Annotated in this window: 26 protein-coding genes; 13 read left to right on the top strand and 13 right to left on the bottom strand. The window is 63.4% G+C overall.

Annotated features, from left to right (window positions below; all coding sequences use genetic code 11):
• Positions 1 to 119 precede the first annotated feature (119 nt).
• Positions 120 to 650 (bottom strand): isochorismatase family protein, encoded by a 531-nt coding sequence (locus ACWFUC_RS18740; protein WP_286869836.1) that lies wholly within the window; start codon positions 648 to 650, stop codon positions 120 to 122.
• A gap of 108 nt (positions 651 to 758) precedes the next feature.
• Between ACWFUC_RS18740 and ACWFUC_RS18735 the strand changes: the two genes are divergently transcribed.
• Both ACWFUC_RS18735 and ACWFUC_RS18730 read left to right on the top strand, forming a co-directional pair.
• Positions 759 to 2000, top strand: a complete 1242-nt coding sequence (locus tag ACWFUC_RS18735; protein ID WP_489622980.1) for an MFS transporter — start codon at positions 759 to 761, stop codon at positions 1998 to 2000.
• A gap of 18 nt (positions 2001 to 2018) precedes the next feature.
• Positions 2019 to 3023 carry a GlxA family transcriptional regulator gene (locus tag ACWFUC_RS18730; protein WP_252695924.1) on the top strand — a complete coding sequence of 335 codons (1005 nt, stop codon included), beginning with the start codon at positions 2019 to 2021 and terminating at the stop codon, positions 3021 to 3023.
• A gap of 1 nt (position 3024) precedes the next feature.
• Here the strand turns inward: ACWFUC_RS18730 and ACWFUC_RS18725 are convergent, their stop codons facing one another.
• The 3 genes from ACWFUC_RS18725 to ACWFUC_RS18715 all read right to left on the bottom strand — a co-directional run bounded on the left by ACWFUC_RS18725 (position 3025) and on the right by ACWFUC_RS18715 (position 5730).
• On the bottom strand, positions 3025 to 4335 hold the full coding sequence (locus ACWFUC_RS18725) for a HipA domain-containing protein (protein ID WP_121045639.1): 1311 nt from the start codon (positions 4333 to 4335) through the stop codon (positions 3025 to 3027).
• Positions 4329 to 4625, bottom strand: coding sequence for a helix-turn-helix transcriptional regulator (locus ACWFUC_RS18720; RefSeq protein ID WP_489622979.1), 297 nt, complete (start codon positions 4623 to 4625; stop codon positions 4329 to 4331). The genes ACWFUC_RS18725 and ACWFUC_RS18720 overlap by 7 nt, the downstream gene beginning before the upstream one ends.
• A 178-nt stretch (positions 4626 to 4803) precedes the next feature.
• Entirely contained in the window at positions 4804 to 5730 is a 927-nt protein-coding gene (locus ACWFUC_RS18715) for a LysR family transcriptional regulator (protein WP_402708332.1), read from the bottom strand.
• Positions 5731 to 5985: 255 nt separating this feature from the next.
• Here ACWFUC_RS18715 and ACWFUC_RS18710 point away from each other — a divergent pair, with 255 nt between their 5' ends.
• The 3 genes from ACWFUC_RS18710 to ACWFUC_RS18700 all read left to right on the top strand — a co-directional run bounded on the left by ACWFUC_RS18710 (position 5986) and on the right by ACWFUC_RS18700 (position 8270).
• Complete coding sequence (locus ACWFUC_RS18710) at positions 5986 to 6381, top strand: DoxX family protein (RefSeq protein WP_121045636.1); 396 nt, start codon at positions 5986 to 5988, stop codon at positions 6379 to 6381.
• Positions 6382 to 6465: 84 nt separating this feature from the next.
• Positions 6466 to 7326, top strand: coding sequence for a pirin family protein (locus ACWFUC_RS18705; protein WP_489622978.1), 861 nt, complete (start codon positions 6466 to 6468; stop codon positions 7324 to 7326).
• A 65-nt stretch (positions 7327 to 7391) separates the two neighbouring features.
• The gene (locus ACWFUC_RS18700; protein WP_286864235.1) at positions 7392 to 8270 is read left to right on the top strand and encodes a pirin family protein; all 879 of its coding nucleotides are present in this window, start codon (positions 7392 to 7394) and stop codon (positions 8268 to 8270) included.
• A 64-nt stretch (positions 8271 to 8334) separates the two neighbouring features.
• Here the strand turns inward: ACWFUC_RS18700 and ACWFUC_RS18695 are convergent, their stop codons facing one another.
• From ACWFUC_RS18695 to ACWFUC_RS18685, 3 genes are all read right to left on the bottom strand, one after another.
• The gene (locus tag ACWFUC_RS18695) at positions 8335 to 9708 is read right to left on the bottom strand and encodes a HipA domain-containing protein (RefSeq protein ID WP_489637257.1); all 1374 of its coding nucleotides are present in this window, start codon (positions 9706 to 9708) and stop codon (positions 8335 to 8337) included.
• A complete protein-coding gene (locus ACWFUC_RS18690) occupies positions 9705 to 9992 on the bottom strand; it encodes a helix-turn-helix domain-containing protein (RefSeq protein ID WP_489622976.1) in 288 nt (95 codons plus the stop codon). The genes ACWFUC_RS18695 and ACWFUC_RS18690 overlap by 4 nt, the downstream gene beginning before the upstream one ends.
• 276 nt (positions 9993 to 10268) lie before the next feature.
• The gene (locus tag ACWFUC_RS18685; protein ID WP_286864230.1) at positions 10269 to 10544 is read right to left on the bottom strand and encodes a hypothetical protein; all 276 of its coding nucleotides are present in this window, start codon (positions 10542 to 10544) and stop codon (positions 10269 to 10271) included.
• Between the two features lie 228 nt (positions 10545 to 10772).
• Here ACWFUC_RS18685 and ACWFUC_RS18680 point away from each other — a divergent pair, with 228 nt between their 5' ends.
• Together ACWFUC_RS18680 and ACWFUC_RS18675 are read left to right on the top strand one after the other, a co-directional pair.
• Positions 10773 to 11945: a 50S ribosomal protein L11 methyltransferase gene (locus ACWFUC_RS18680; protein ID WP_489622975.1), complete on the top strand. Its 1173-nt coding sequence runs from the start codon at positions 10773 to 10775 to the stop codon at positions 11943 to 11945.
• 32 nt (positions 11946 to 11977) lie between these two features.
• Positions 11978 to 12418: a hypothetical protein gene (locus tag ACWFUC_RS18675; protein WP_134222540.1), complete on the top strand. Its 441-nt coding sequence runs from the start codon at positions 11978 to 11980 to the stop codon at positions 12416 to 12418.
• A gap of 23 nt (positions 12419 to 12441) precedes the next feature.
• On the opposite strand, the gene ACWFUC_RS18670 is transcribed toward ACWFUC_RS18675, so the two are convergent.
• A complete protein-coding gene (locus tag ACWFUC_RS18670) occupies positions 12442 to 13839 on the bottom strand; it encodes a sensor histidine kinase (protein WP_489622974.1) in 1398 nt (465 codons plus the stop codon).
• The gene (locus tag ACWFUC_RS18665) at positions 13839 to 14552 is read right to left on the bottom strand and encodes a response regulator transcription factor (protein WP_134136473.1); all 714 of its coding nucleotides are present in this window, start codon (positions 14550 to 14552) and stop codon (positions 13839 to 13841) included. Before ACWFUC_RS18665 ends, ACWFUC_RS18670 begins: the two co-directional genes overlap by 1 nt.
• A gap of 180 nt (positions 14553 to 14732) precedes the next feature.
• Here ACWFUC_RS18665 and ACWFUC_RS18660 point away from each other — a divergent pair, with 180 nt between their 5' ends.
• The 3 genes from ACWFUC_RS18660 to ACWFUC_RS18650 all read left to right on the top strand — a co-directional run bounded on the left by ACWFUC_RS18660 (position 14733) and on the right by ACWFUC_RS18650 (position 17538).
• Positions 14733 to 15524 (top strand): ABC transporter ATP-binding protein, encoded by a 792-nt coding sequence (locus ACWFUC_RS18660; RefSeq protein ID WP_134136471.1) that lies wholly within the window; start codon positions 14733 to 14735, stop codon positions 15522 to 15524.
• Positions 15525 to 15544: 20 nt separating this feature from the next.
• Complete coding sequence (locus ACWFUC_RS18655) at positions 15545 to 16414, top strand: ABC transporter permease (RefSeq protein ID WP_489622973.1); 870 nt, start codon at positions 15545 to 15547, stop codon at positions 16412 to 16414.
• A gap of 107 nt (positions 16415 to 16521) precedes the next feature.
• Positions 16522 to 17538 carry an ABC transporter substrate-binding protein gene (locus ACWFUC_RS18650; RefSeq protein ID WP_310837699.1) on the top strand — a complete coding sequence of 339 codons (1017 nt, stop codon included), beginning with the start codon at positions 16522 to 16524 and terminating at the stop codon, positions 17536 to 17538.
• A 75-nt stretch (positions 17539 to 17613) separates the two neighbouring features.
• Here the strand turns inward: ACWFUC_RS18650 and ACWFUC_RS18645 are convergent, their stop codons facing one another.
• On the bottom strand, positions 17614 to 18090 hold the full coding sequence (locus tag ACWFUC_RS18645) for a hypothetical protein (RefSeq protein ID WP_134136470.1): 477 nt from the start codon (positions 18088 to 18090) through the stop codon (positions 17614 to 17616).
• 226 nt (positions 18091 to 18316) lie between these two features.
• On the opposite strand from ACWFUC_RS18645, the gene ACWFUC_RS18640 reads away from it, so the two are divergent.
• The 3 genes from ACWFUC_RS18640 (at position 18317) to ACWFUC_RS18630 (ending at position 19585) form a co-directional block, all read left to right on the top strand.
• The gene (locus tag ACWFUC_RS18640; RefSeq protein WP_034335887.1) at positions 18317 to 18781 is read left to right on the top strand and encodes a hypothetical protein; all 465 of its coding nucleotides are present in this window, start codon (positions 18317 to 18319) and stop codon (positions 18779 to 18781) included.
• Positions 18782 to 19075, top strand: a complete 294-nt coding sequence (locus ACWFUC_RS18635) for a type II toxin-antitoxin system RelE/ParE family toxin (RefSeq protein WP_083859711.1) — start codon at positions 18782 to 18784, stop codon at positions 19073 to 19075. It begins immediately after the preceding gene.
• 69 nt (positions 19076 to 19144) lie between these two features.
• The gene (locus tag ACWFUC_RS18630) at positions 19145 to 19585 is read left to right on the top strand and encodes a YkgJ family cysteine cluster protein (RefSeq protein ID WP_489622972.1); all 441 of its coding nucleotides are present in this window, start codon (positions 19145 to 19147) and stop codon (positions 19583 to 19585) included.
• A gap of 3 nt (positions 19586 to 19588) precedes the next feature.
• Here ACWFUC_RS18630 and ACWFUC_RS18625 read toward each other — a convergent pair whose 3' ends face one another.
• The 3 genes from ACWFUC_RS18625 to ACWFUC_RS18615 form a co-directional block, all read right to left on the bottom strand.
• On the bottom strand, positions 19589 to 21457 hold the full coding sequence (locus ACWFUC_RS18625; RefSeq protein WP_489622971.1) for a peptide transporter: 1869 nt from the start codon (positions 21455 to 21457) through the stop codon (positions 19589 to 19591).
• A gap of 114 nt (positions 21458 to 21571) precedes the next feature.
• Positions 21572 to 22648, bottom strand: coding sequence for an alpha/beta fold hydrolase (locus ACWFUC_RS18620; RefSeq protein ID WP_489622970.1), 1077 nt, complete (start codon positions 22646 to 22648; stop codon positions 21572 to 21574).
• Between the two features lie 117 nt (positions 22649 to 22765).
• Complete coding sequence (locus ACWFUC_RS18615) at positions 22766 to 23776, bottom strand: helix-turn-helix domain-containing protein (protein ID WP_489622969.1); 1011 nt, start codon at positions 23774 to 23776, stop codon at positions 22766 to 22768.
• Positions 23777 to 23821 lie beyond the last annotated feature (45 nt).

The following is a 23821-nucleotide window of genomic DNA, read 5'->3' as shown; positions in this document are numbered from 1 at the left end:
TTTTACCACAGTTCTTGCCTGCAAAACGCATACGCAGGGGGAGCAATCAAAACTTTCATCGGAGCAAGGGTAAACTTGCTTTTCGGTTACGTCACCCTGTTTGCGCTTGGCGGGCCGGGCTATTTCACCAGTTTCAGGACCGCCCGGAACTGCGGATGCGCGCTGTGCTGCAGCCATTCGTAGGCCACCATCTCCAGTGTGACCGGGATGGCACCGGCGGCGCGCAGGCGCTCGAAGGCGGCATCGCGGTCCAGCGGACGGCGCGAGCCGCAGGCCTCCAGCAGGGGCAGCACCGTGTAGCCCTGTTGCAGCAGGGAAAGCGCAGTCTGCAGCACGCAGATGTGGGCTTCGCAACCGGCGACGATGAGCTGCCGTACGGCCGGTGGTATGACCGGCAGCAGGCCGTCCGCGCAGGCATCGAAATGCTGCTTGGAGAGCGTCTTGTCGCACAGGCGGGCAATATCCGGATGGTTGTGGCCGAGCTTGTCCGGCATCTGTTCGGTGGCGATGACCGGCACCCCGAGCAGGCCGGCAATGGCGGCCATGCGCACGGTCTGCGCCAGCACCGCCTGGCCCTCGTGGATGGCGGGCAAGAGTTTTTCCTGGGGATCGATCACCAGCAGGGCGGATTGATGAGCCTGGATCAGCATGGAAGTCCTGTCATGTGGGCTTGGCAGAAATTGAAGGTCTTGTGTCATTGACGCCAAGCGGGTGGGAATCCGACAATTTTTCCATCATTGACCCTTCGGAGCAAATCCATGCGCGCCTCCTTGTCCACCGATTCCCATGGCGGTAGCCGCAATGCCGCCATCCTGGCTTTGTGCCAGGGCCTGTTCACCTGCGCCATCTCGATCGACCTGACCCTGACCGCGCTGACCGGCTGGCAACTCGCTCCGGACAAGGCGCTGGCAACCTTGCCGTTCGCCCTCATCACGGTGGCCGGTGCCGTGGTGACCTGGTTTGCGGCGTTCTTGATCCAGCGCCTGGGTCGCCGCTGGTCCTTCGTGCTGGGAGCGGCCAGTTGCTGTGTCGGCGGGCTGATCTCGGTGTGGTCGGTCTGGCACGGGCAGTTCTGGACCTTCTGCGTCGGCACGGCGCTGGTCGGTGTATTTCAGGCATTTGCGCAGTATTACCGGCTGGCGGCCGCCGATGCGGTCGCCGAAGCGGCCAAGAGCCGTGCCATTTCCACCGTGCTGGCCGGGGGCGTCATCGCGGCCCTGGTCGGCCCGGCCCTGGCGGCCTGGAGCAAGGATTGGTTCCCGGCGGCATTGTTTGCCGGGGCCTATCTGGTGGTGGCGCTCATGGGGCTGTTGTCGGTGCTGGTACTGGTGCTGTTCTATCGGGATCAGGCCGAACCGGCGGCCGTTGCGCAGTCGCAATCTGACCTCGCCCCCGCGCGCCCGCTATCGGCCATTGCACGTACGCCGGTCTTCATGGCCTCGGTTGCCAACAACGTGGCCGGCTCCATGGTGATGATGTTCATCATGACGGCCGCACCCCTGGCGGCGGTGGCCTGCCATCACGGCATTGATGATGGTGCGGCCATCATCCAGTGGCACCTGATGGGCATGTACGCTCCCTCCTTCTTTGCCGGACGCCTGATCCAGCGCTTCGGCCTGGGACCGGTGCTGCTGGCAGGGCTGGGCATGAACCTCGGCTGCGCCGTCATCGCCATGCTCTCGACCACGCTGCCCGCTTTCTACGTTGCCTTGCTGCTGCTGGGCGTGGGCTGGAATTTCATGTTCGTCGGGGGCACTACCTTGCTGGCGCAATCCTATACCCCTTCGGAACGCGCCAAGACCCAGGGGCTGGCCGAGCTGATGCGCTATGCCGCGACGGCGCTGGCCACGCTGGGTGCCGGTCCCTTGCTGGCCCGCTTCGGCTGGGAAACGCTCAATGCGGCCATCCTGCCGGTGCTGCTGGTGTCGGCGCTGGTCACGCTGCGCTGGATGTGGGCCCAGCGTACTGCGCGCACGGCGCTGGTGACGGGCCTGCGCTAACATCGGAGCATGATTCCAATGAACCCCGTCCTTTCCGCGCAGGCCGCACAGGCCCCGCGCAATGTGGTGCTGCTGGCTTATGGCGGCATGAACCTGCTGGATCTTGCCGGCCCGATGCAGGTGCTGGCGACCACCAACCGCCTGCAAGGCCGTGAAGTCTATCGCCTGCATGTGGCCTCGGCAGAGGGCGGCGCGGTGACCACCAGCGCCGGCCTGCCGGTGTTGACGCAAGCGCTGTCTGCGCTGGACGCGCTGCTGCGCGCTGAGGAACTGCACACCTTGATTTCGCCCGGCGGCAGCGTGGGGGACAGCTTCCGCATCGATCCCGCCCTGGTCGCGTGGATCCGCGCGGCCGCGCCGCTGGCCCGGCGCGTCTGTTCGGTCTGCACCGGTGCTTTCCACCTCGCCGAGGCGGGCGTGCTGGACGGCTTGCGGGTGACGACGCACTGGGATTCGGCCGAAGATTTGCAGCAGCGTTATCCCGCACTGGACGTGGATGGCGAGCCCATCTACATCCGCCAGGGCCGCATCTGGACCTCGGCGGGCGTCACCGCCGGTATCGACCTGACACTGGCGCTGGTGGAACAGGACCTGGGCCACGCCGCTGCGATTGCGACGGCCCGCCAGCTGGTGATGTTCATCAAGCGTCCGGGCGGACAATCGCAATTCAGCACGCCGCTGGCTTCACAGGCCACCGGGGCGGGCCGGTTTGCCGAGCTGCATGCCTGGATCGCCGGCAATCTGGAAGCAGATCTGCGGGTGGAGAACCTGGCGCGCCAGGCCAACATGAGTCCGCGTACCTTCGCGCGGCTGTATGTGGCCGAGACCGGCCGCACGCCGGCGCGCACGGTCGAGCTGATGCGGCTGGAGGCGGCGCGCCGGGCGCTGGAAGAAACCCGGCTGCCGCTCAAGCGCATTGCCAGCCAGTCCGGCTACGGGGAAGAACAGAACCTGCGGCGGGTCTTCCTGCGCCAGCTGGGGGTGAGCCCGGGGCAATACCGCGAGCGCTTCGCGGCCCAGTGATCTACTGCCCCACACCGCGCAGGAAACGTTCCTGGTGGTGTCGGACTCCCTCGCGGATGCGCTCCCAGGTGCGTACAGGGAAGTCGTCCGGCAGTTCGCCTTCGGCCACCGCCAGGGCATGCTCGGCGCCTTGCACCAGCGCCAGCATCGCCTGCCACACTGGTTCACCGCCGTGCTGCAAGGCCAGCTGCCGCCAGTGGCGGGCTTCGATGGTATGGAAGTGGCGATGCGGATTGCGTCCGCGCAGCAGCATGGCAGGACCGGCCTGCCGGGCGCGGAACTGGTTCGGCCCTTTGCCGAAGTAGGGCCACATCGACAGCACGTCATACAGCGGCGTCATCTCGTAACGGCCGCCCGCATGCAGGTGCAGCGAGAAATTCTTGGCATGGCCGTCGGTGGCCGCCAGCAGGAAGAAGGCCAGTTGCGCCAGCAGGAAATACGTCTTGTCGCCGCCCTGGCTGCTGGCATTGAGCAGGCCCAGGCACTGGTTCAGGCCGGGACCGCCCTGGCTTTCATACTTCATCGTCGGTGGCAGGCCGAAGGCCTGGCAGAAATCCTCCTGCGGCAGGCGGGCGATCCAGCCCTCCTTCATCCTGACGCGGTCGAAACGCTCCACCGCCAGCACCGTATGTCGCCCGAAATGTTCCACCCGCGCCGGGGCCACCGGCAGACCCATCGCTGCCAGGATGCGGGAGCACAGCCATTCGTTGTAGACCGAGTCGCCCGCATCGACCCGCTGCATCACGCCGCCGATCAGGCCCAGCGGCAGCTTGATGATGTGGGTGGTCGGCGTGGCCCCCAGAGGACGGCACCACTTGCCGCGATGCCAGGTCAGAGCGGTCTTTTCCTGTGCACCTGCGATCGAGATGCGCAGCGCATCTTCCTGTGCGCTGGCCGGGGGGGAAGACAAGGGCAGGGCATACAGCAGTTGTTCGAGCATCGCCTCATCCAGACGCTCGCAGTGGATGCTGCGCCAGCCTTGCGGTTCCTGGTCCGGTGGCAGCAGTTGCAGGGCGCCGACGCAGTCGCGTCCCAGGGCCTGCAAGAGGTCGAAGACTTCAGTGGAGGGCAGGCGATAGCGTTGCCGCAGCCGTTCGCGAATATCTGCGTTGTCCGGGAGCAGGTTGTCGAAATAGTTGCGCACGCTGTCGCCGCGCAGCTCGCCCGAGGCGGTCAGCGGCAGGGACAGCGACAATGGACGGAAATGCGACGAGCGCACCCACGTGGGCGCATAGCGGAAGCGATGCACCTGGCGTTCCACGCTCCAGGTACCGACCAGCTCACCGTTCATCCAGGCATGCAGCATTACCAGGAGCCCTGTTTGCGTGAGGGGATGTAGACAGCTCCCGCTTCCCCGACCGCATGGACCGGCTTGTCTGCCGCGTGGACATGCAGCTTGAGACCGGCCCCCAGTGTCGACAGGAGCAACAGCATCTGCTCCACGCTCACTGCACCCGGATTGGCTTCGATCTCGGCAATGCGCGCCTGGCTGATGCCGATGCGCTCGCCCAGTTGCGCCTGGGTCATGTGCCGCTGCTTGCGCAAGGCACGCAGATGCTCGCGCAACTGGATGGAGAGGCTGATGGGAAAATCGTTGGCCATGGAGCTGTCCTCAAGGCAAGGATGCAGCCGCAACGGTGCGCATGGCGGATGGCCAGGCTGCGCGGCTGTTGAGGAAAATATAGGGCAAGAGCGATAAAATTACAATATAAGAAATGTCTTGTTTTTGGTTTTTATCGTTTTAATCCTATAAATCAACATTATCAGCTTTGGCTTGTATTCATGTCTGCGTCGGGTCGCTTGGGGCCAAGGCCGTCAATGCCGCCAGCGAATCCAGCCACCACGACAGCGCCGGGCCAGCCGGATGGTCCGGTTTGTAAACACACTGGATCGGTAGTTCCGCTCCTTGCGGCGGATGGTGGATGGTGCTGATGCTGACCAGCCGGCCGCGGTCCAGGTCATTCTTGACCACGTGCAGCGGCATGTTGCCCCAGCCCATGCCGGCACGCAGCAGGGCATGCTTGGTGCCGAGATCACTCATGCGCCAGGTCAGCCGCGAGTGCACCGAGAAATCCTGACGCGCAGTGAGTTCGCTGCGGTCGGACAGCACCAGCTGGGTTTGCTGCTGCAGGAGCTTTTCGGAAATCCTTCCCTTTACCTTGGCCAGCGGATGGTCCGGTGATACCACCGCCACCAGTTGCACGCTGGGCAGCGTGATGCGCAGCAGGTTGGGCGGCGTGGTCGGCAGTGTCCCCAGGATGCCCAGCATGGAGCGTCCGTCAATGACGCGCTCGGCCACCGCCCCCAGTGCTTCCACCTCCAGTCGTACGGTCACCGCCGGGAAGGCCACGCGAAAGCGCTGCAGGAGGTCCACCAGACAATCCGTAGGAAAAAACACATCCACCGCCAGTGACACTTCAAGTTCCTGCCCGCGCGCATAGGAATTGGCCCGCACCTGCAGCGAATCCACGTGATCCAGCACCTGCCGGGCATCGGCCAGCAGGGCCACGCCGGGGCTGGTCAGCTGTGGCCGGTAGCCGCTGCGGTCGAACAGCAGCACGCCCAGCTGGTCTTCCAGCGTGGCGATGGCATAGCTGACGGCCGACTGCGCCCGCGACAGCTTGCGCGCGGCGGCCAGGAAGCTGCCGCTGTCGGCCACCTGCACGAAAACCCGCAACTGATCCAGCGACAGACGCTCAATATTCATAGACCCCTCAAGCTACGATGAAGTGACGAAGTGCCAACTATATCTAAAATTTAGATCGTGATTATAAAAAGATAATCAGTTTTAGCCGAAGGCGAACTTGCCTATTCTGTCGTCACTGGCTGCAGCGAATGCATCACCGGGCAGAGCACAGCGCGAGAGCCGGTCAGAGATTGGCGTCAGGCAATAACAAGATTCAAGGCAACACGGCATCACAATTCAAACATCGTCGTTCACCCAACATCAGAGAGGCTTACCATGATTACCAACTTCACCACTTTCCGTATTGGCCGCGTCCTGCTGGCTTCCTTGTTCGTCATTTCGGGCATTTTCAAGATCGTCGGCTTTGCCGGCACGGTCGGCTACTTCGGCAGCCTGGGCCTGCCGGTACCGACCCTGGCCGTGCTGGTCACCATCCTGGTCGAAGTCGGCGGCGGCTTGCTGCTGATGACCGGCCGCGGCGTGCGTCCGGTGTCGCTGGTGATTGCGCTCTTCACCGTCGGCGCAACCCTGTCGGCCCATCATTTCTGGACGCTCGAAGGCGCTGCCGCCCAAGGCCAGATGATTCACTTCCTCAAGAACGTGGCCCTGATCGGTGCACTGTTGCTGGTGTCCTCGATCGACCCGCAAGCCCAGCCGGAAGAGAGCCGTTGAGCCTGATGACCGCCCGTTCCAACCATCGACCATGATTCACCGGCCCGCGCCCACGACGTGCGGGCCTCTACAGGAGAGACAAGCATGAGCACCCCCTACACCCGTCAAATCGAACGCCTGGTCAACGGCATCCCTACCCAGGATGGCGCCGGCGTGAGCCTCACCCGCGTGCTGACCCACGACCTGCAGCGCCGCCTGGACCCGTTCCTGATGCTGGACGCCTTCCACTCGGACGAGCCCGGCGATTACCTGGCCGGTTTCCCCGACCACCCGCACCGCGGCTTCGAAACCGTGACTTACATGCTGGCCGGCCGCATGCGCCACCGCGACAATGCCGGTAACGAAGGCTTGCTGGAACCGGGCGGCATGCAATGGATGACGGCCGGCCGTGGCCTGGTGCACTCGGAGTTGCCGGAACAGGAAAACGGCCTCATGAGCGGCTTCCAGCTGTGGGTGAACCTGGCGGGCAAGGACAAGATGACCGATCCCGGCTACCAGGACATCCCCTCGGCAGGTATCCCCGAGACCGAGCCGCAAGCGGGCGTGAAGGTCCGCGTCTTGGCCGGGACCGCCTTTGGCGTGGCTGGCGCCATCAGCCGCGAGACCACCGAGCCGTTGTATCTGGACCTGAAGCTGGAAGCCGGCGTGACGCTGGACCTGCCGATCCCGGCCACGCACAATGCCTTCCTCTACGTGTATGAAGGCAAGCTGGCCGTAGGTGCGGCAGGCAGCGAGACCCGTGCCGCCGAGGCTGGTCGCATGGCGGTGCTGTCCAACGTGGCGGGCGCCGCGGGTGTGACGGTGCGGGCAGAGCAGGGCAGCCGCTTCCTGCTGATTGCCGGCAAGCCCTTGAATGAGCCGATTGCCCAGTGGGGCCCGTTCGTGATGAATACTCGCGAACAGGTGGAAGCCGCCATCGACGATTTCCGCGCGGGTCGTTTCTAAACCCTTGATTCATCCGAACCCCAGCGGCGGGCAGCCAAGTGCGCCCGCCGCCACAGGAGAGCACCATGAGCAACATTCTTCACCAGATCCACGGCCTGACTCGCGACATCGGTTTCCCGGTCCGGCGACTGCTGCCGGCGGCGGCTGCACGCACGGTCGGTCCCTTCGTCTTTTTCGATCATATGGGGCCGGTGGAATTCGATGCCGGCACCACCGAAGGCGATGTCCGCCCGCATCCCCACATCGGCCTGGCCACCGTGACTTACCTGTTCTCGGGCGCCATGATGCACCGGGACAGCCTGGGCGTGGTCCAGCGCATCACCCCGGGCGCGGTCAACTGGATGGCTTCGGGACGCGGCATTGTCCATTCGGAGCGTATCCCCGACGATATTCGCGAGCAGAAGGTGCCGGTGCATGGTCTGCAGATGTGGGTGGCGTTGCCGGCCGAGCAGGAAGAGAGCGAGCCGCTGTTCCGTCATTACGCCTCGGAAGACATGCCTGAGGCGCAAATCGGCGGTGCGCGTCTGCATGTGCTGGCGGGTTCGGCGTTCGGCGTGAGTTCGCCGGTGGCCACGGCCAGCCCGACGCTGTATGTGGCGGGCAGCACCACGCAAGGGGCCGAGCTGGAGATTGCCGCCGACGTACAGGAACGCGCGGTCTACGTGGTCCGTGGTGACGTGACGCTGGACGGCGAGCGTATGGAGCCGGGTACCCTGGCCATTCTGGCACCGGGTGCGGCAGTGGCGCTCAAGGCCGTGGGAGAAACGGTGTTCATGATCCTGGGCGGCGCACCGCTGGATGGTCCGCGCTTCGTGTGGTGGAATTTCGTGGCGACCTCGCGCGAGAAGATCGAAGCGGCCAAGCTGGCGTGGAATGGCCGTGACAAGAACGTATTCCCGGATATTCCCGGTGAGACTGAATGGATTCCGCTGCCGGCGCATTGATACGCAGTGATCCAAAAAGAAAACTGTCTGTCGCCCTGGCGGCGACAGGCAGTTTTTTGTCCGATCAAAGGTAGGCTGGATTGACGGTCAGGATATCCTTCGCACACGCCAAGGCTGCTTCGCATTGCGATTGCACGACGCTCGCCACGCGCTGCGTCATGCGCGGGTCTCCTCCCTGCGCCAGCACTTCGTGGCAGATGTCCGGCAATTTTTTCAGGCTGAGCGTGGCCAGCTCCTTGAGCGCATTGACGACCAGCCTCGGTGCAAGGGCGCACTCATGCGCCATCAAGGCCCAGTCGAAAGCACGAATGGTGCGCGGATCAAAATTGTCGCCCACAGCCATCGCCAGTTGGTCGGCCACCTGAGCGTCAATGAGCGCCAATCCCGACACCATGTCATAAGCTGGCGCCAGGACCAGCCGATTGGCATCGCTGAAGAAACTCAGGTTTTTGGCGTGCGCATCGGTATTGCCGATCAATACCTGGAAGATGAGCCAGCGCAGGAAGCCAAGCTTGGCGGGGCCGGTCGAGTGCATCAGGTCACGGTCACCAAGCAAGCGGAAGAAGCGTTTGAGCGAGGCGCCATCGCGTATCTCCTTGACGTCATCGCCATCGCCAAAGGGGCGTTCGTATTTGAAGTCGACCGGAAGTCCCAGGGCCTGACAGCCGTCTATGCATTGTCGGCGCAAGACTTGCGCGCCGTCGGCCTGCGCTGCTTGCATGTCCCCCCGGGCGCGGACACGATCAAATCGCTCAACCACCAGTACCGGCTCCGGTACGTGCGCCAGTCTCACCGCAGCCGCCCTGACGCCCACCGCGTCTGCCAGCAGCATGCACATCAGTTCGTTGGTGGTCATGCCCGCGAGCTGCCGGCTGACCGGCTCCGGCTTGAGGATGTGGGTGGAAGACTGTTGCAGCGTTTCCGGCAGAAACCACGCATCGCCCTGCTGGAGGACGGCCAGTTTGTCCTGATAACCGGCGATGGACAGCCTGACCCGGCCATCCCATACCGTGAAAGGATGCTCTGGCCGGGCCCGGATGCGCTGCGAGAGTTCCTCCGATGACAGCCGCCTGGCTTGCCGCTCGTCCTTGTCGTGGGGCGTAACGGCGTTGGCGGTGAAGACCAGCGCGCCCGCCGACTCGCGGCCGAGTGCATGCAGCAGACCCGCCAGGTTCGCCTTGGAGAGATGGTAAGTGGCCACAGCGTCGTCCAGCGCCTTTCCTTCCGGAAGCAGGTTCTGGAAGAAATTGCGCACCTCCATGCTGTGACGTTCCCTGCTTTCTGCCTCGGGACGAATCAAGGGAAGGGCCGGTGACAGGGCATGGCCGGATTGCGTCCAGTCATCGTCGTAGCGCAAGGAAAACAGGTTCTCATCGGTGTGGTGCCAAAGCTCGCCGACCCGCACTCCACTCATCCAGATGTTGAGGAACATGCTCATCGATGCCACGCCGGGAACAAGCGCGGGAGTTCTTTCTCCGCAGTGTGTCGTTCCTCTGCCGAGACCGAGAAGAACGAAACGCCCAGGCAATCCGCCACATCAAGCATCTTGCCGATGCTTACCGTCGGCTTGCCCGATTCAATGTCACTCAGGGTTTGGATGGACACGTCCGCCAGTGCGCAAACGTCGGCAATTCGCATCCCGGCTGCTTTACGTGCGGCCCGGATGGCAGCGCCGAAACCTGCTGCGTCGTTGATTTTTCCAAAATATTCTGGCTTTGCCATATGCCCTCCGTATTCTGCTATAGAAGAATATCAGGTTTCTCAATGGATGAATTCACTTAATATTCTATCAAAATAGAATTTTTCATTGCGGGGGAACGTATTTCGGGAAGGTGAGTGATAAATTCTGCTATGGCAGAATAATTTGCACCGATTTTGAAGGATAAGGCATGCAAGATGATCGAATTGATACCGACCACCTGAAAACAAAACCGCCTGCGGCATTCCAGCGACAGGCGGTTTGTGATCGGCCGTTGCAGCCGTTCATGAGCTGACCGATCAGATCAGCCCGATGATGCGCCCCATCTCGGTGATGTAGGGGCTGTCTTTGAGCACCTGGTTTTCCAGGCTGTCGGCGGCTCGGCGCAGGGAGTGCCAGGTATCGCCGACCTGTCCCGCATGCGGCTGCGGTTCGCTCAGGTGCTGGCGCAGACGGGCGATGTCTTCGCGCAGTTGGTCGGCTTCGGTGCTGCCAGCGGGCAGTTTCTGCAATTCCGCCTCGAACTGGCCGACCATGTCCAGCAGGCGCTGGTGGTCGAACGCTGGGGTTTGCATGGGCTCGCTCATGGATTCTCCTTCGGTGATGGACCGGCTCCATCATAGGCGCATCGCGCCCGGGCCGGCAAAAAAAGCACCGGGTTTTTGCCCGACATCAAGTTCTGCTATTTGGGTTCGGCCACGGGGCACAAGTTCCGGCAGCGCGGCGCACAGGCCATGCTTTGTTACACTGGCGGCTGTTTTTGCACGGCGCTTCCTGTGCCGCGCTCGCTGATCCCCTGATTCATGACCATACACGACGACATTCCCGCTTTCATCACCTGGACCACCGGTGCCACTTCACAGCAACTGCGCTGGCATTCCGAGGCCGGCAATCCGCCCCCCAAGCGCGTCGTCGAGGCGGACGACCAGATGGCCGCCGATGCCGCCTACAAGCTGGCCTGTGAGGGTACCGGCCTGCTCTGGCGCGGCGACTTCCAGAATGCACGCCAGCTGCTGCAAGCCCTGGGCCGACGTGTGGACCGCGCCCGCGAGCGCGCCCAGGCCAAAAGCAAATCCAAAGCGGCCACCGCCGAGAGCCCGGCGCAAGCCTTCCATCATCATCGCCAGATGCAGGCGCAGCGCGCACGCATCCTGGGCATGCTGCTCATTCCCGTCGATCCCGGTTTCGTGGTGCCGCTGCGCCGTGCGCCCGACGTGCAGGCCGCCTGCCGCGAAGCCTATGCGCCCTCGCTGCAGGGCACATCCTTTGCGGTCTCGCTGCGCGAGCTGCAGGGGCTGATCGGTGCGCATGAGTGGCGCAAGAAGGGCGTGGAGATCGGCGCGCTGGGTAGCCGCATCCATCCGTGGTATGGCGTCTTCTCGCCGGTGCGTGGCGAGTACGTGGACCTGGTGGCCAAGGCCCCGCTGCCCTCGACCGAACTGGCCTTCGATATCGGCGTGGGCAGTGGCGTGCTCTCCGCCGTGCTGGCCCGGCGCGGCGTGCGCAAGATCATCGCTACCGACATGGACCCGCGCGCGCTGGCCTGCGCACGCGAGAACCTGCAAGGGCTGGGGGTCTTGCCGCAGGTCGAATTGCAGGAGGCCGACCTGTTCCCCTCCGGCCGCGCACCGCTGATCGTCTGCAATCCGCCCTGGCTGCCGGCGCGTCCCAGTTCACCGATTGAACACGCGGTCTACGATCCGGACAGCCGCATGCTGCTGGGCTTCCTGAAGGGACTGTCCGATCACCTGACCCCGCAGGGCGAAGGCTGGCTGATTCTCTCCGACTTCGCCGAACACCTGGGTTTGCGCGCCCCCGGCATGCTGGCCGAGGCGATTGCCCAGGCCGGGTTGGAAGTGCTGGCACGGCACGACATCAAGCCGCGCCACGGCAAGGCAGTCGATCGCGATGATCCGCTGCATGCGGCGCGCAGCAAGGAAACCACCAGCCTGTATCGCCTGCGCGCCCGCGCCTGAACGCACCTCATGCCAGCAAGGAGACACCATCCATGAACATGATCCGATGCCTGCCGCTGCTGTTGGGTGCGCTGCTCCTGCCGGCCACGGCCCAGGTCACCACCCGCGATCTGGGCGGCCATTACGGTCCGCAGCAGGGGGTGCCCGTTCCGGTACCGGTCCCTGTCCCGGTGCCGGATGCGCTGAATCGCAACCCGCAGCTGAGCGAACCCATCACCACCTCCGGCAACAGCTGCGCCTGCCAGGTAGCCGAGACCAGTGGCAGCGCTTGCATGATCTTCCTGCGCACCAATGCGGCTGACTGGATTGCCCGCAATGCGCCGCAGACGCCGTTGCGCTCGTCGGCCAGCGGACGTTACTACGATGCCTCCTTCGCGCTCGCGGCCAGCGCCTGCGCGGCACGCAAGGTGACACCCGGCAGTGTGAAGGTACATTGGCTGGATCGCCGCAATGCGATCCTGGAATGGAAATAGGGCGCTGATTCGCGCTCAGCGCCTCAGGCCGGCTCCTGCCAGGCCGGGAAATCCAGCAGGACCGCAAAATGCCCGTCGGGCAGGTAAGCAAAGCGCATCTCGCCCGCATGCGCGCGCATGACTTCTTCCACGATGGACAAGCCCAGGCTCGCCCCCATGCGGTTCTCTCCGCGCGGGGCGAAGGGCTTGCGCAGTCGCTCCCAATCCTCGGCAGCAATCCCCGGCCCGTCATCGATGAAGCTCAGGCGATGGCGCTGGCCATCGCTGTCCAGCCGTACGTGCAACAGCCCCGGCGCACCGTATTGCACGGCGTTGTCGAGGATGTTCTTGATGGCCTCGCCCAGCGCAATCGGGTCGCCCTGGATCAGGCAGGGCAGGGGCGGCACATCCAGCGCCAGGTCGTGCGGCGTGCGCGCGCGATTGGAAAGCACTTCCGTCATCTGCGAGCGCACCAGGTCGGCCAGATCGATGCGTTCCTGCAGGCGGCTGTCATTGCGATGCTGGACCATGGCGTGATTGATGAGCTGGTTCACCAGCGCGCCCAGGTGGCGCGTGCGCTCGCGCAGCAGCGCCAAGTGGCGTTGGCGCTTCTCCTCGCTAGGCTCGGTGGCCAGCAGTTCCATCTGCGCCACCAGGGCGGTGACGGGCGTACGCAATTGATGCGCGGCATCGCCGATCACGCGGCGCATGGTGGCGCGGTGGACCACCAGCCTCTCCATGAAGGCATTGATGGCCGAGACCAGCGCATGGGTCTCGGCAGGCACGGTTAACGACAGGGGTGAAAGATCGTTCAGGTCCCGTTCACGGATGGCCGCCTCGATGCGCTTGAGCGGTGCCAGTGCCTGGTACAGGGTGAACATCGCTGCCAAAATCGTCAGGGCGCTCATGGCCACGATCACCACCAGCGCCTTGCCGCCCAGGCTTTGCGCAAAGGACATGCGCGCGTTGTTGGTCTGTGCCAGCACGATCACGGCCCAAGGATGGGCGCTGTCGACCGGCATGCGCCGCCCGATGATGGCCATGCGCACCGGCGTGCCCAGATAATCGCCGTCGCGCAACAGCGGGCCTTGTTCCAGCTCGTTCCAGGGAATCTCCGGACGGAATTCGGCATCGCCCGCGATCACCCGGCCACGCGGATCGAAGACCGCATAGATCGCATGGTCCCCGGTGCCCAGCATCGACAGCGCCGCCAGCGGCACATCGACATTGACCTCGCCATGGTCGTACCAGGTGTTTTCGGCGATCTGCAAGGCACTGCCGGCCAGGATGCGGTCATAGGCCTGGCGCGCGGCCAGCTGGGTCGAGATCCAGATGGCGATGAGCAGCACGGCGGCGCTCACCAGCAGCACCGCGCCTACGCGCACCACCAGCCGCGTGTAGAGCGAGCGTCCGGCGACGACGTGCGGCGAACGGCCCAGCATCAGTGCAGGGCAGCGGCCGGGGTGGACGCGGAAGCTTCACCGGCGGCCGGGGCGTGCAACACCAGCTGATAACCGAGGCCGCGCAGGGTGCGGATTTCGAAGGCGGCAGCGGCCAGTTTCTTTCGCAGGCGCGCCACGTATTGCTCGACCGTGTTGGCGTTGGGCGTGTCGTCGACCGTGAAGAGGCGATCCATCAACTCATCCTTGTTGAAGATGCGCCCCGGCCTTGCCGCAATGATTTCCAGCAGCGTCACCTCGCGCCGGGTCAGCTCGATGGGCTGGCCGTCCAGCGTGGCGGTGCGGCTCTTGCGGTCGATGCACAGGTTGGCACAGTGCAGCAGGTTGGTCGATTCGCCGCCGCTCCGGCGCAGGAGCACGCGGATGCGCGCCTCCAGTTCGCGGAAGTCGAAGGGCTTGACCAGGTAATCGTCCGCCCCCAGGTCCAGTGCGCGCACGCGCTCTTCGATCTCGCCGCAGGCGGTGAGCATGAGCACCGGCGTGTGCTGGCCGCGCGCGCGCAATTGCTCCAGCAGGGCGAAGCCATCGGTCTGCGGCAGCATCACGTCCAGGATCAGCAGGTCGAAGGCCTCGCCCAGGCGGCGCGCGGCGTGGCCGCCGTGGCTTTCCCATTCGACCGTGTGGCCGATGCGGGCCAGGTGGGAAACGATGGCCTCGGCCACGTCGGCAGTGTCTTCGACCAGCAGGATGCGCATGGGATCTCCAGTGTTGTTTTTCGATGCCGCAGCTGTTGGACGCTGCTTGGGCAGGTCGTCATTGTATGTCCGAACCGCTCACGAAAAGAAGACGTCAGGATTTAGTCAGATTCGTTACAGCTTGGCGGCCTAGCATCCGTTCCAGCATCAATAATTCTTATAAATCATTTGGAGACTGGCATGAGCGACCCTGCCCAAGCTGCGGCTATCCTCGACCCATCGCGTCCGCTGTTGGAAATCGATCGCGTCACCCTGCAATACAAGACCACCGATTCACTGGTCACCGCTACCCAGAACGTCAGTTTCAACGTCCATCCGGGCGACCGCTACATCCTGCTGGGTCCTTCGGGCTGCGGCAAATCGACGCTGTTGAAGGCCATCGGCGGCTACCTGCAGCCGACCTCGGGGGCGATTCGTCTCAAAGGGCGGGAAGTGCATGAGCCCGGTCCGGACCGCATGATGGTGTTCCAGGAATTCGACCAGCTGCTGCCCTGGAAGACGGTGCGCCAGAACGTGGAATTCGCGCTGCACGCCAGTGGCCGCCTGCAAGGCAAGGCCGCCGCCGAACGCGCCGAGTACTACATCGGCAAGGTCGGCCTGGCCAAGTTCATCGACAGCTATCCGCACATGCTCTCCGGCGGCATGAAACAGCGCGTCTCGATTGCCCGTGGCATGGCCATGGAGCCGGATGTGCTGTTGATGGACGAACCCTTCGCCGCGCTGGATGCACTGACCCGCCGCAAGATGCAGGATGAACTGCTGCGCCTGTGGGACGACACCCAGTTCACGGTGCTCTTCGTGACCCACTCGATCGAAGAGGCCATCCGCGTGGGTACCCGCATCCTGCTGCTGACACCGCATCCGGGCCAGGTCCGCGCCGAACTCAACAGCATCGATCCCGGCCAGCTGGGAACGGCTGCCCAGGCCGAACTGGAAACCCGCATCAACGACATGCTGTTTGCCCATCACTGAGCCGCGCCGGAGACTTCATCATGCAAACCAATCTGCCCTTCGTCCGCCCGGAAATCCTGGTGGACCCCAATCCCCATGCCACTGCCGAAGTGCAGCGGCCGCTGTCGGCCTTCGAGTCCCTGTATCGCATGGGCTGGCTGCGCAAGACCGTGATCCTGCTGGTGCTGGCCCTGATCTGGGAAGTCTATGGCCGCTGGCTGGACAATGCCTTGCTGTTCCCCAGCTTCAGCGAGACGGTGCAAGCCTTCCTCTCCGGCATCGGCAGCGGCGTGCTGCTGCAGCGTGCGGCCGTGTCGATGCAGACCCTGCTGGTCGGCTATGGCCTGGGCATCCTGCTGGCCGGGCTGCTGACCACGGTGGCCATCAGCTCGCGCATCGGCAATGACCTGCTGGAAACGCTCACCTCGATGTTCAATCCGCTGCCGGCCATTGCGCTGTTGCCGCTGGCGCTGATCTGGTTCGGTCTCGGTACCGGCAGCATCATCTTCGTGCTGGTGCATTCGGTGCTGTGGGCGGTGGCGCTCAATACGCATGGCGGCTTCCGGGCGGTGTCCAACACGCTGCGCATGGTCGGCCAGAACTATGGATTGCGCCGCTTTTCGCTGGTGAAATCGATCCTGATCCCGGCCGCTTTCCCCAGCATCCTGACCGGCCTCAAGGTGGGCTGGGCCTTCGCCTGGCGTACGCTGATCGCGGCCGAGCTGGTCTTCGGCGTCTCCTCGGGAGCGGGAGGCCTGGGCTGGTACATCTTCGAAAACCGCAACCAGCTGGAAACGGCCAATGTCTTCTCGGGCCTGTTCTGCGTGATCATCATCGGCCTGGTGGTGGAGAACCTGATCTTCGCCCAGATCGAGAAGCGCACCATCCGCCGCTGGGGCATGCAGCACTGAGCTGCCGGGCTGCGGACCTTGCCTCCATACAAGGTCCGCGCAAGCCATACATCAACACGCAACGATCCATACAAGACCGATAAACTGACGACCTTCAGGAGACAAGCATGCAACGACGTACCTTCACCAGCCTCATGATGGCCAGCGCCCTGGCGCTGTCCGCCGTATCCGGCACGGCCCGCGCGGAAGCGCAGGAAGTGCGCATCTCGCACGGCTACGGCCTGCTGTACCTGCCGCTGATGGTGATCCGCGACCAGAACCTGGTGGAAAAGCACGCCAAGGCCATGGGCCTGGGCGAGGTCAAGACCAAGTGGGTGCTGCTCGACGGCGGCAACGTCATCAATGACGCCATGCTGGCCGGCAACCTCGACATCGCCGGCACCGGCGCACCGGGCTTCGTGACGCTGTGGTCCAAGGCGCATGGCATTCCGCGTTCGGAAGTGGTGGGACTGGGTGCGCTGTCGACTTCGCCGCTCTGGCTCAATACCAACAACCCCAACGTCAAGTCGCTGAAAGACTTTACGCCCAAGGACAAGATCGCCATTCCCGGCATCAAGACTTCGCTGTCGGCCGTGCTGTTGCAGATGGCGGCGGCCAAGACCTTCGGCATCGAGAACTACGCCAAGCTGGATCCGTTGACGGTGAGCCTGTCGCATCCGGAAGCGATGGCGTCCCTGGTCTCGGGCAAGACCGAGATCACGGCGCACTTCACCTCGCCGCCGTTTTCCTACCAGGAAGCCAAGGCCCCGGGCATCACCCGTGTGTTGAATTCCACCGACGTGCTGGGCCACATTACGATTGACGTGGTCTTTGCGCTGAAGTCCTTCACCGACAAGAATCCCAAGCTGACTCAGGCTTTCATGGCCGCGCAGGAAGAGGCCAACGCCTACATCGCCAAGAACCGCAAGGGCGCAGCCGAGATCTTCCTGCGCGTCTCCAAGCTGAAGCTGCCGCAGGAAGAAGTGGAGCAGATGCTGGCGGACCCGGGCACCGAGTTCACAAGCACCCCGGTGGACATCATGCAATACGTGATCTTCATGGGCAAAGCCGGCACCATCAAGACCAAGCCCGCGGTGTGGCATGAGATGTTCGTGCCGGTGTTCAAGGAGCGCAAGGGTAGCTGATTCGACGCGGCAACCCCGGACAGGGGTGTATTTCGTATGGTGTGTGGCGATCGCCGCTGCAACGTAGTTGCGAGCTCAGGCGCGCAAATGCTTCAATCGATACCTCATCGTGGTCATCAACACGAGGCAGAAAAAAGCCATGCCGAACGCCAGTTTGGCACTGGCGACGTTTTCTGCCCGCGTGTCTCGTGAGTGGATGACGAAGACCTCACGACCTTCCAGGAACACCCGCACCAAGTCATTCCCACATACCTGCGACTGGACATGCATGCCGTTGCGGGCGTTTTCCAAGGCGTTCCATGCACCCCCATGGCCGTGGCGGAGTGGCCAGGAAAGTGCGTATTGATGCGTGCCATCCAGCAGGAAATCCGAGTTGGCCGTTTTCTTGAGAATGCCTGTTCTCGTGGCGAACTTGCATGGAAGTCCGATTGGCTTTTCGAAGTACGAATAGCTTCCCATGACGATAAAGATGATCGTAAAACACAGACTCATCCAGAGAATGGAGTGCGTCTTCTGAATAGCAGAGAGCGGGTCTTTGGCTTTGGCTGCCATGTGGAAATCCGATTCAGATCCTTGGACGTTGAGCTCATCACAATAAGGCGAACCCGTCGTGTTTCGCCAGGATAGATTGTCGGTCCGATGTGTGCAGTGATGCGCGCTGCCGATTATCGCAGAGATGGTAAGGCAACTTATGCAAGTTCAGTCTTGAAAAATTCGCACGTTTTATGTTAAACTTGCAGACAATTAATCATTATTGGTCTCGCGCCGAGGTGTCATCATGCAAAGCTGGACTCTTGAGCAATTGCGTACTGCAACGGAGGCGGGCGGAGTTTCTGCCGTCAGGTTGCAGGCCGAAGGCGGCGGGTTCTACGTCCGGATTACGACCAAGAACAATGCGGAAGCCGTACTTTCGCATGCGCGCAGCGATGAACCGCGTACGTTTCCCAATCCGCTTCCTGCCATTACCTTGTTGCGCAAGCTTGGCCTGATGGTAGGCACATTTGATATTTCCAACTGGAATCCCGAGCTCAAGCCGTTGGCGCGTACACGGCCCGATCGCGCCGCAGCCATGAAGAACGCCAATGAAGCCGTCGAACATGATCGCTGGTTCCGCGCTCAAGTGGAACAGGGATTGGCCGAAGCCGATGATCCCGCGACCCAATGGATAAGCCAGGAGCAAGCGCAGGCAAGTTGGTCCGAAAAACGGGCCAATTTGTTGAGGCAGGTGAAGAGGGGGAAGTGATTGATTTTACGTTGGCTTCCCAGGGCGTTTCTTGACCGCGATGCTTTGATCGATTACATCGCTCAACATAATCTCAGCGCTGCGATTGATCAGGGCGACAAGATTGAAGATCAACTTCTTCATCTTCTTGCGCATCCGCTTCTGGGGCGAGCCGGACGCATAAACGGTACCCGCGAGTTGGTCATCAGTGGCACTCCCTTCATTGCTGTTTATCGTTATCGGCCACGTCAACGTGTGATCGAAGTCATTCGTCTTCTTCATGGCGCGCAGCAGTGGCCGCCTGAGGACGACTGAAAGCAGTCGCGTCTTCGCCTGCCGGCGCATGTCATTTGAATATGCCCGACATTTTGCTTACGTTTCTTCATGCCGAAAAACACCGCCCTCCACTGGATCGTCGATGAAGACCGTCTCTTCACCGACATGGCCGATTCACCCGACAATCCTTGCACTGCCTGTGGTGGCTGCTGCGCGCATTTCCGGGTGTCGTTCTATTGCGGCGAACTCAGCGATGGATTGGGCGGCATGGTGCCGGTGGAACTCACCAGCAAGGTCAACGACACGCTGGCCTGCATGAAAGGCACGGAAAACGGCCATGGCCGCTGCATCGCACTGGTCGGGGAGCTGGGCAAACCGGGCGTGGGATGCCGCATCTACCCGCAGCGGCCCAGCACCTGCCGTGAATTCTCTCCCTGGGAGCCCGACGGGCAACCCAATCCCGCCTGCCAGCAACGACGCGCAGCCCTGGACCTGCCCGCGCTGGCTGCCTTGCCGCCGGAACAGGCAGCACCCCTCGCCACCGCCTGAGGCTCAGTCGCCCGCTGCCTCGCCGCACAGTGCGGCCAGCGCATCGCCCAGCGATTCGGGCCGTCCCTCGAACAGTCGTTGCAGCGCTTGCGGATCGGCCAGCAACGCATACAGCGCACTGCGCGCAGCATAGTCGGTCGCCATGCGGACTGCCGCCAGGATGTAGTCGTCCAGCGTGGCGGCAATGGTCCAGTCGGGAAGTCCGATACGGCGGAACAGCCCCTCATCGATGTGTTCGAAAACCTCCGGCCCGGTCTTGCAGACACCCGGCAGTCCTACCGTGAAGGCATCGATGATCCCATTCGTATTGCCGAAGGGCAGGGGCGACAGGAACATGTCGCACTGGTTGAAGAGCGACAGGTACTGCTGGTAAGGCTGGTGCGGATAGACTTGCGCGCTCGGAACGTAGCGCAGGATCAGCCGTTGCAGCTGCGGATAGAGCAGCCCTTGTGCCTGCCCCACCAGGAAATGTAGCCGCACTTCGCGCGCCGCACCACCTGGCACTTGCGCCGACAATTCCACGATGCGCTGGCAGGCCATCAGGAAGCGCGGGTTCAGTTTCATGGTGGTGGCGGCCACGGCCACGTTCACTACCGGCTGATTGCGCCGCTGCAATTGCGGCACGATGAAGGGCACGGCCGAGGGCCGGTAGGGTTGTCCGTCGGCAGGCAGGCGCAGCAGTTGCTCGCTGAAGCAGGCCGGGTCGCCGATGAAATCCTCTTCCACGCTGATGTAGTCGATGCGCGGCGAGCAGGTGGTCGCCGGATGCCCGAGCGCCGCCACCTGCAAGGGCGCCACGCGCAGATTGGCGGCGAACATGGTGATGGGGAACATGCCCACGCTGGGCATGTAGAACACCCGCGGTCGGTGCGCCGTGGCAATCTCGCGCAGCGTCTGCAGGCTGGCCATCAGATTGCCCGGCTGCGCCAGCGTGATGAATTCATCGAAGACGGCACGGCCCAGTTCGTCGGTATTGGCCGCGTAGCCCAGGGCCACCACGTGGAAATGACGGCGCGCCGCTTCCAGGGTCTTGGAGTGGGTGCGATAGATCGAATGCCCGCCCGAAAACCATTCCAGCAAGACCAGCATCACCGGCTTGCCATTGACGCGTGCATCGCCGGTCTGCGAAAGGTCGTCCAGCCCTTCGGCATCCAGCTTCCTGCGCAGCAGCTGGTTGATTGCGCCCTTGATGCGATGGCGCTGCGGCAGGTCCGCGTAGCTGCAGTGCATGTAGACATCATGCAGGACGGCCACCGGCAGGCCGTCCAGCGATTCCAGCTCGGGCAGCCGGTCAGGCAGCCACTGCAGCAGCGCTTCACGCTTGGAGTGCGCCGCCGGCGTACCGAGAAAACGCGGCGACATCAGCGCCAGGAAGAGGGCGGCGGCCAGCGGCTTGTTTTGCGCCCACAGGGCTTCCACATCCAGTGCCAACTCCGACTCGGGCGAATACAGCAGACAGAATTTCACCAGGTCCAGCGGCTTGACCTCGAACACCTGGGCCTGTGGCCCGCCGAAGTTGAGCGAGCGCAGGATGTGGTCGGCATTGATGAAGTGGCTGGCACCGAAGAGGGCCGCCAGCCAGCGCTGGAAGTGGATCAGTTGACCGAAGCCATTGGGGCTCAGGTGAAAGCCGGGATCTGACAGCAGGGCCGAGATGGCACCGGTGATGCGGGTCAGCGTGTGCTGTTCCAGTTCTGCCTGGGTTACGGCCGGGGAGACCTGCAGCGAAAACTTGCCGGCCAGCTGGCCATACTGGCGGTCAATCAGTTGCAGCAGGCGCACCAGTTCCCGTGCCGCAGGTTCCTGCTGGCGCGCGTAACAGAGGTACTCGAAGTTTTCCAGGGAGAAAATGTCGTCTTGGCTGGCCGTCATTGTGTTCTCGTTGTCGGGCTTGGGCTGCCGGCATTGTGCCGTCTCTCCGGGTTCACTGCCAGTGCTTTGGAGCCTGTTCCCATGCAATCTGCGAGAGGCGTTGCCCCCACAAGCCTAGTGCTGAGCCGGAGGCTCCTGCGCGGGCTGCGCAAAGATCAGGCCCGGCGCCAGCGGAGAACGATACAAGCGCGGCGCCCCGTGGGCCGCGTCCGGAATCACCTGCTGCGGATGGTGTATCGGGATCTGCCATTGCCCGGCCAGAAACTGTTCATAGTCCCGGTACGCCAGTTGCCGCGCCAGCCGCGTCGGTCCCTGCAGCGCGGCGCCGCAGGAGCGGTCGAGGAAGCGATGCTGCGGATCGACATCACGCCCGCCCACCAGGTAGCGCACGTCACGAGCCGCATAGCGTGCCCATAGCTGGCGCGCCTCCAGATGCTGCTGCACCAGGTAAGCGGGAGGCTCGACGAGACCGTAACGGTAGCGGTCGTAATGCGGGCAGGAGGCCGCTGCCGGTACCGCGAATGCGCCTGCCTGCGGACGTTCCGGGCTCACGTAGAGATAGGACGAAGGACTGGAAATGATGTAGCGCACCTGAATCCCGGCGGCCTGCAAGGTCTCCGTGACCGGATTGAGCAAGGCGTAGCGCTGCATCAGCTGGGCCCCGGCGGAATGGCCGATCAGGACGATCTCGCGCAGGTCGGGAAAGCGCCGGGGTTCTGCCAGCCAGCGCACCAGGTCATCCAGTGCCGCGAAGCTGCTGATCCCCGTGACGCCTCGAATGGAGGCTGCTCCTTGCATCCAGCCGTTGCCGGCCCAGATCGGCATGCCCGGCAAGAGACCGGCATCCTTGCTGGCCATGAAGTTGGGTGCCAGCAGCAGTGTATTGCCTGAAGTCAACGCTGCCTGCTGCAGCAGGTGTTGACCGAGGGCAAAGTAGTCAACCGCATTGCGCTTGACCCCGTGCACTATGATGACGGCGCGCTCGACATGGCTGGGGAGATTGTTCAGATCGGCGTTGGCATAGACGGCCATGGTGTAGGGCGTGCTGCTCAGCGAGAGCGCCTGACGCGCCTGCGCAGGGGCGGGCGGGGAGGACGATGAGGACTCGGCTGCTGCTGGCAACGCCCACAAGGCGGCGATGAGCAGGGCAGAAAATCGGACTGAGCGGACCAGGGGGACTAAGCGGACCATCGGCGTGCCATAGGTTCAAGTGCAGGCTTGCATGCGAATGCATATGTGCAGAATATACCTCGTTGCGGCATGGCCGGTCGTGCATGCCTCTCGTTTTATCGTACCGGCGGGTGGCGATCAGTGCCGGGTCCGTGCCTGCAGCATGGCCGACGGCGTCTGCCCGAACAGCTTCTTGTAATCGCAGGAGAACTGGCTGAAATTGGCAAAGCCCCAGGCGGCCGCGATGTCGCCGATGCTGCCCACGGCCTGGCTGCCATCACCTTCGCACAGGGCCCGGCGCACGCCGTTCAGGCGCAGCGACCGCAGATAGCTCATGGGGCTGATGCCCAGTACATCCTCAAAGCAGTATTGCAGCGTACGGCGGCTGACATGGACCGCTTCACACAGCATGGGCACGGTCACCGGACTGTCCTGATGCGCCATGGCGAACTCGCGCGCATCGTTGACGATGCGGCGGCGGCGCAGGAAGCTGGCCCCCGCTTCAGCCTCGATCTCGCCTTCATCGAGCATCGCCAGCAGCGCCACCAGCACCGCTTCCTGGCGCAGCTGCAGGGCGGCGTGCGCTTGCGCACCGCTGGCCTGTCCGGCCAGGGTCAGCAGGGCAGCGATCTGCTGGCGGCACTCCTCCAGCCCCTGGTGATCGACTTTCAGCAACTCTGCCTGGCCCAGACGTTTCCAGTCCAGCGATGCCATGCAGCCCAGGCGTGCCGCGCTGGACTGCAGGGCATCGCGCTGGACCACGATGCCATAGATCTCGTGTGCCTCCGGCGTGACCAGTTCGAATTCGCAGGCGCCGGGCCGCGTCATCACCACATCCTCGCCGACCTGGCGGCCGTTGATGCGCATGCCACTGGTGCGCACCTCGATGCCGAACCAGAAGGCGTCCGGCCACACCTGGCAGGACTGCCGCACCGCGCGGCTGCTGGCCTCGCGGAAGATCTGCAGGCCGCTGCTCTGCCATTCCTGCAGCACGCCTTCGAAAGCGCCGCAGGTGATCTGGTCGTAGCGTTGCTCCCAATCGGTCAGGTTGTGCGCATGCTCATCCACGTCGCGCGCGATGGCGGTGCGCAATGCCCGCTGGCTGTGCGTGGCAGGTGTGTCAGCTTGGGACAGTGCGAGAGTGGGCATGGACAGGCTCCTTGATCGACGGGGCGGCGGGCAAGCCGCGCAGTT

Source organism: Herbaspirillum sp. Her4 (genome assembly GCF_057961335.1).
The sequence above is the reverse complement of the archived record's forward strand: the minus strand, read 5'-3'. Positions and strand labels throughout refer to the sequence as shown.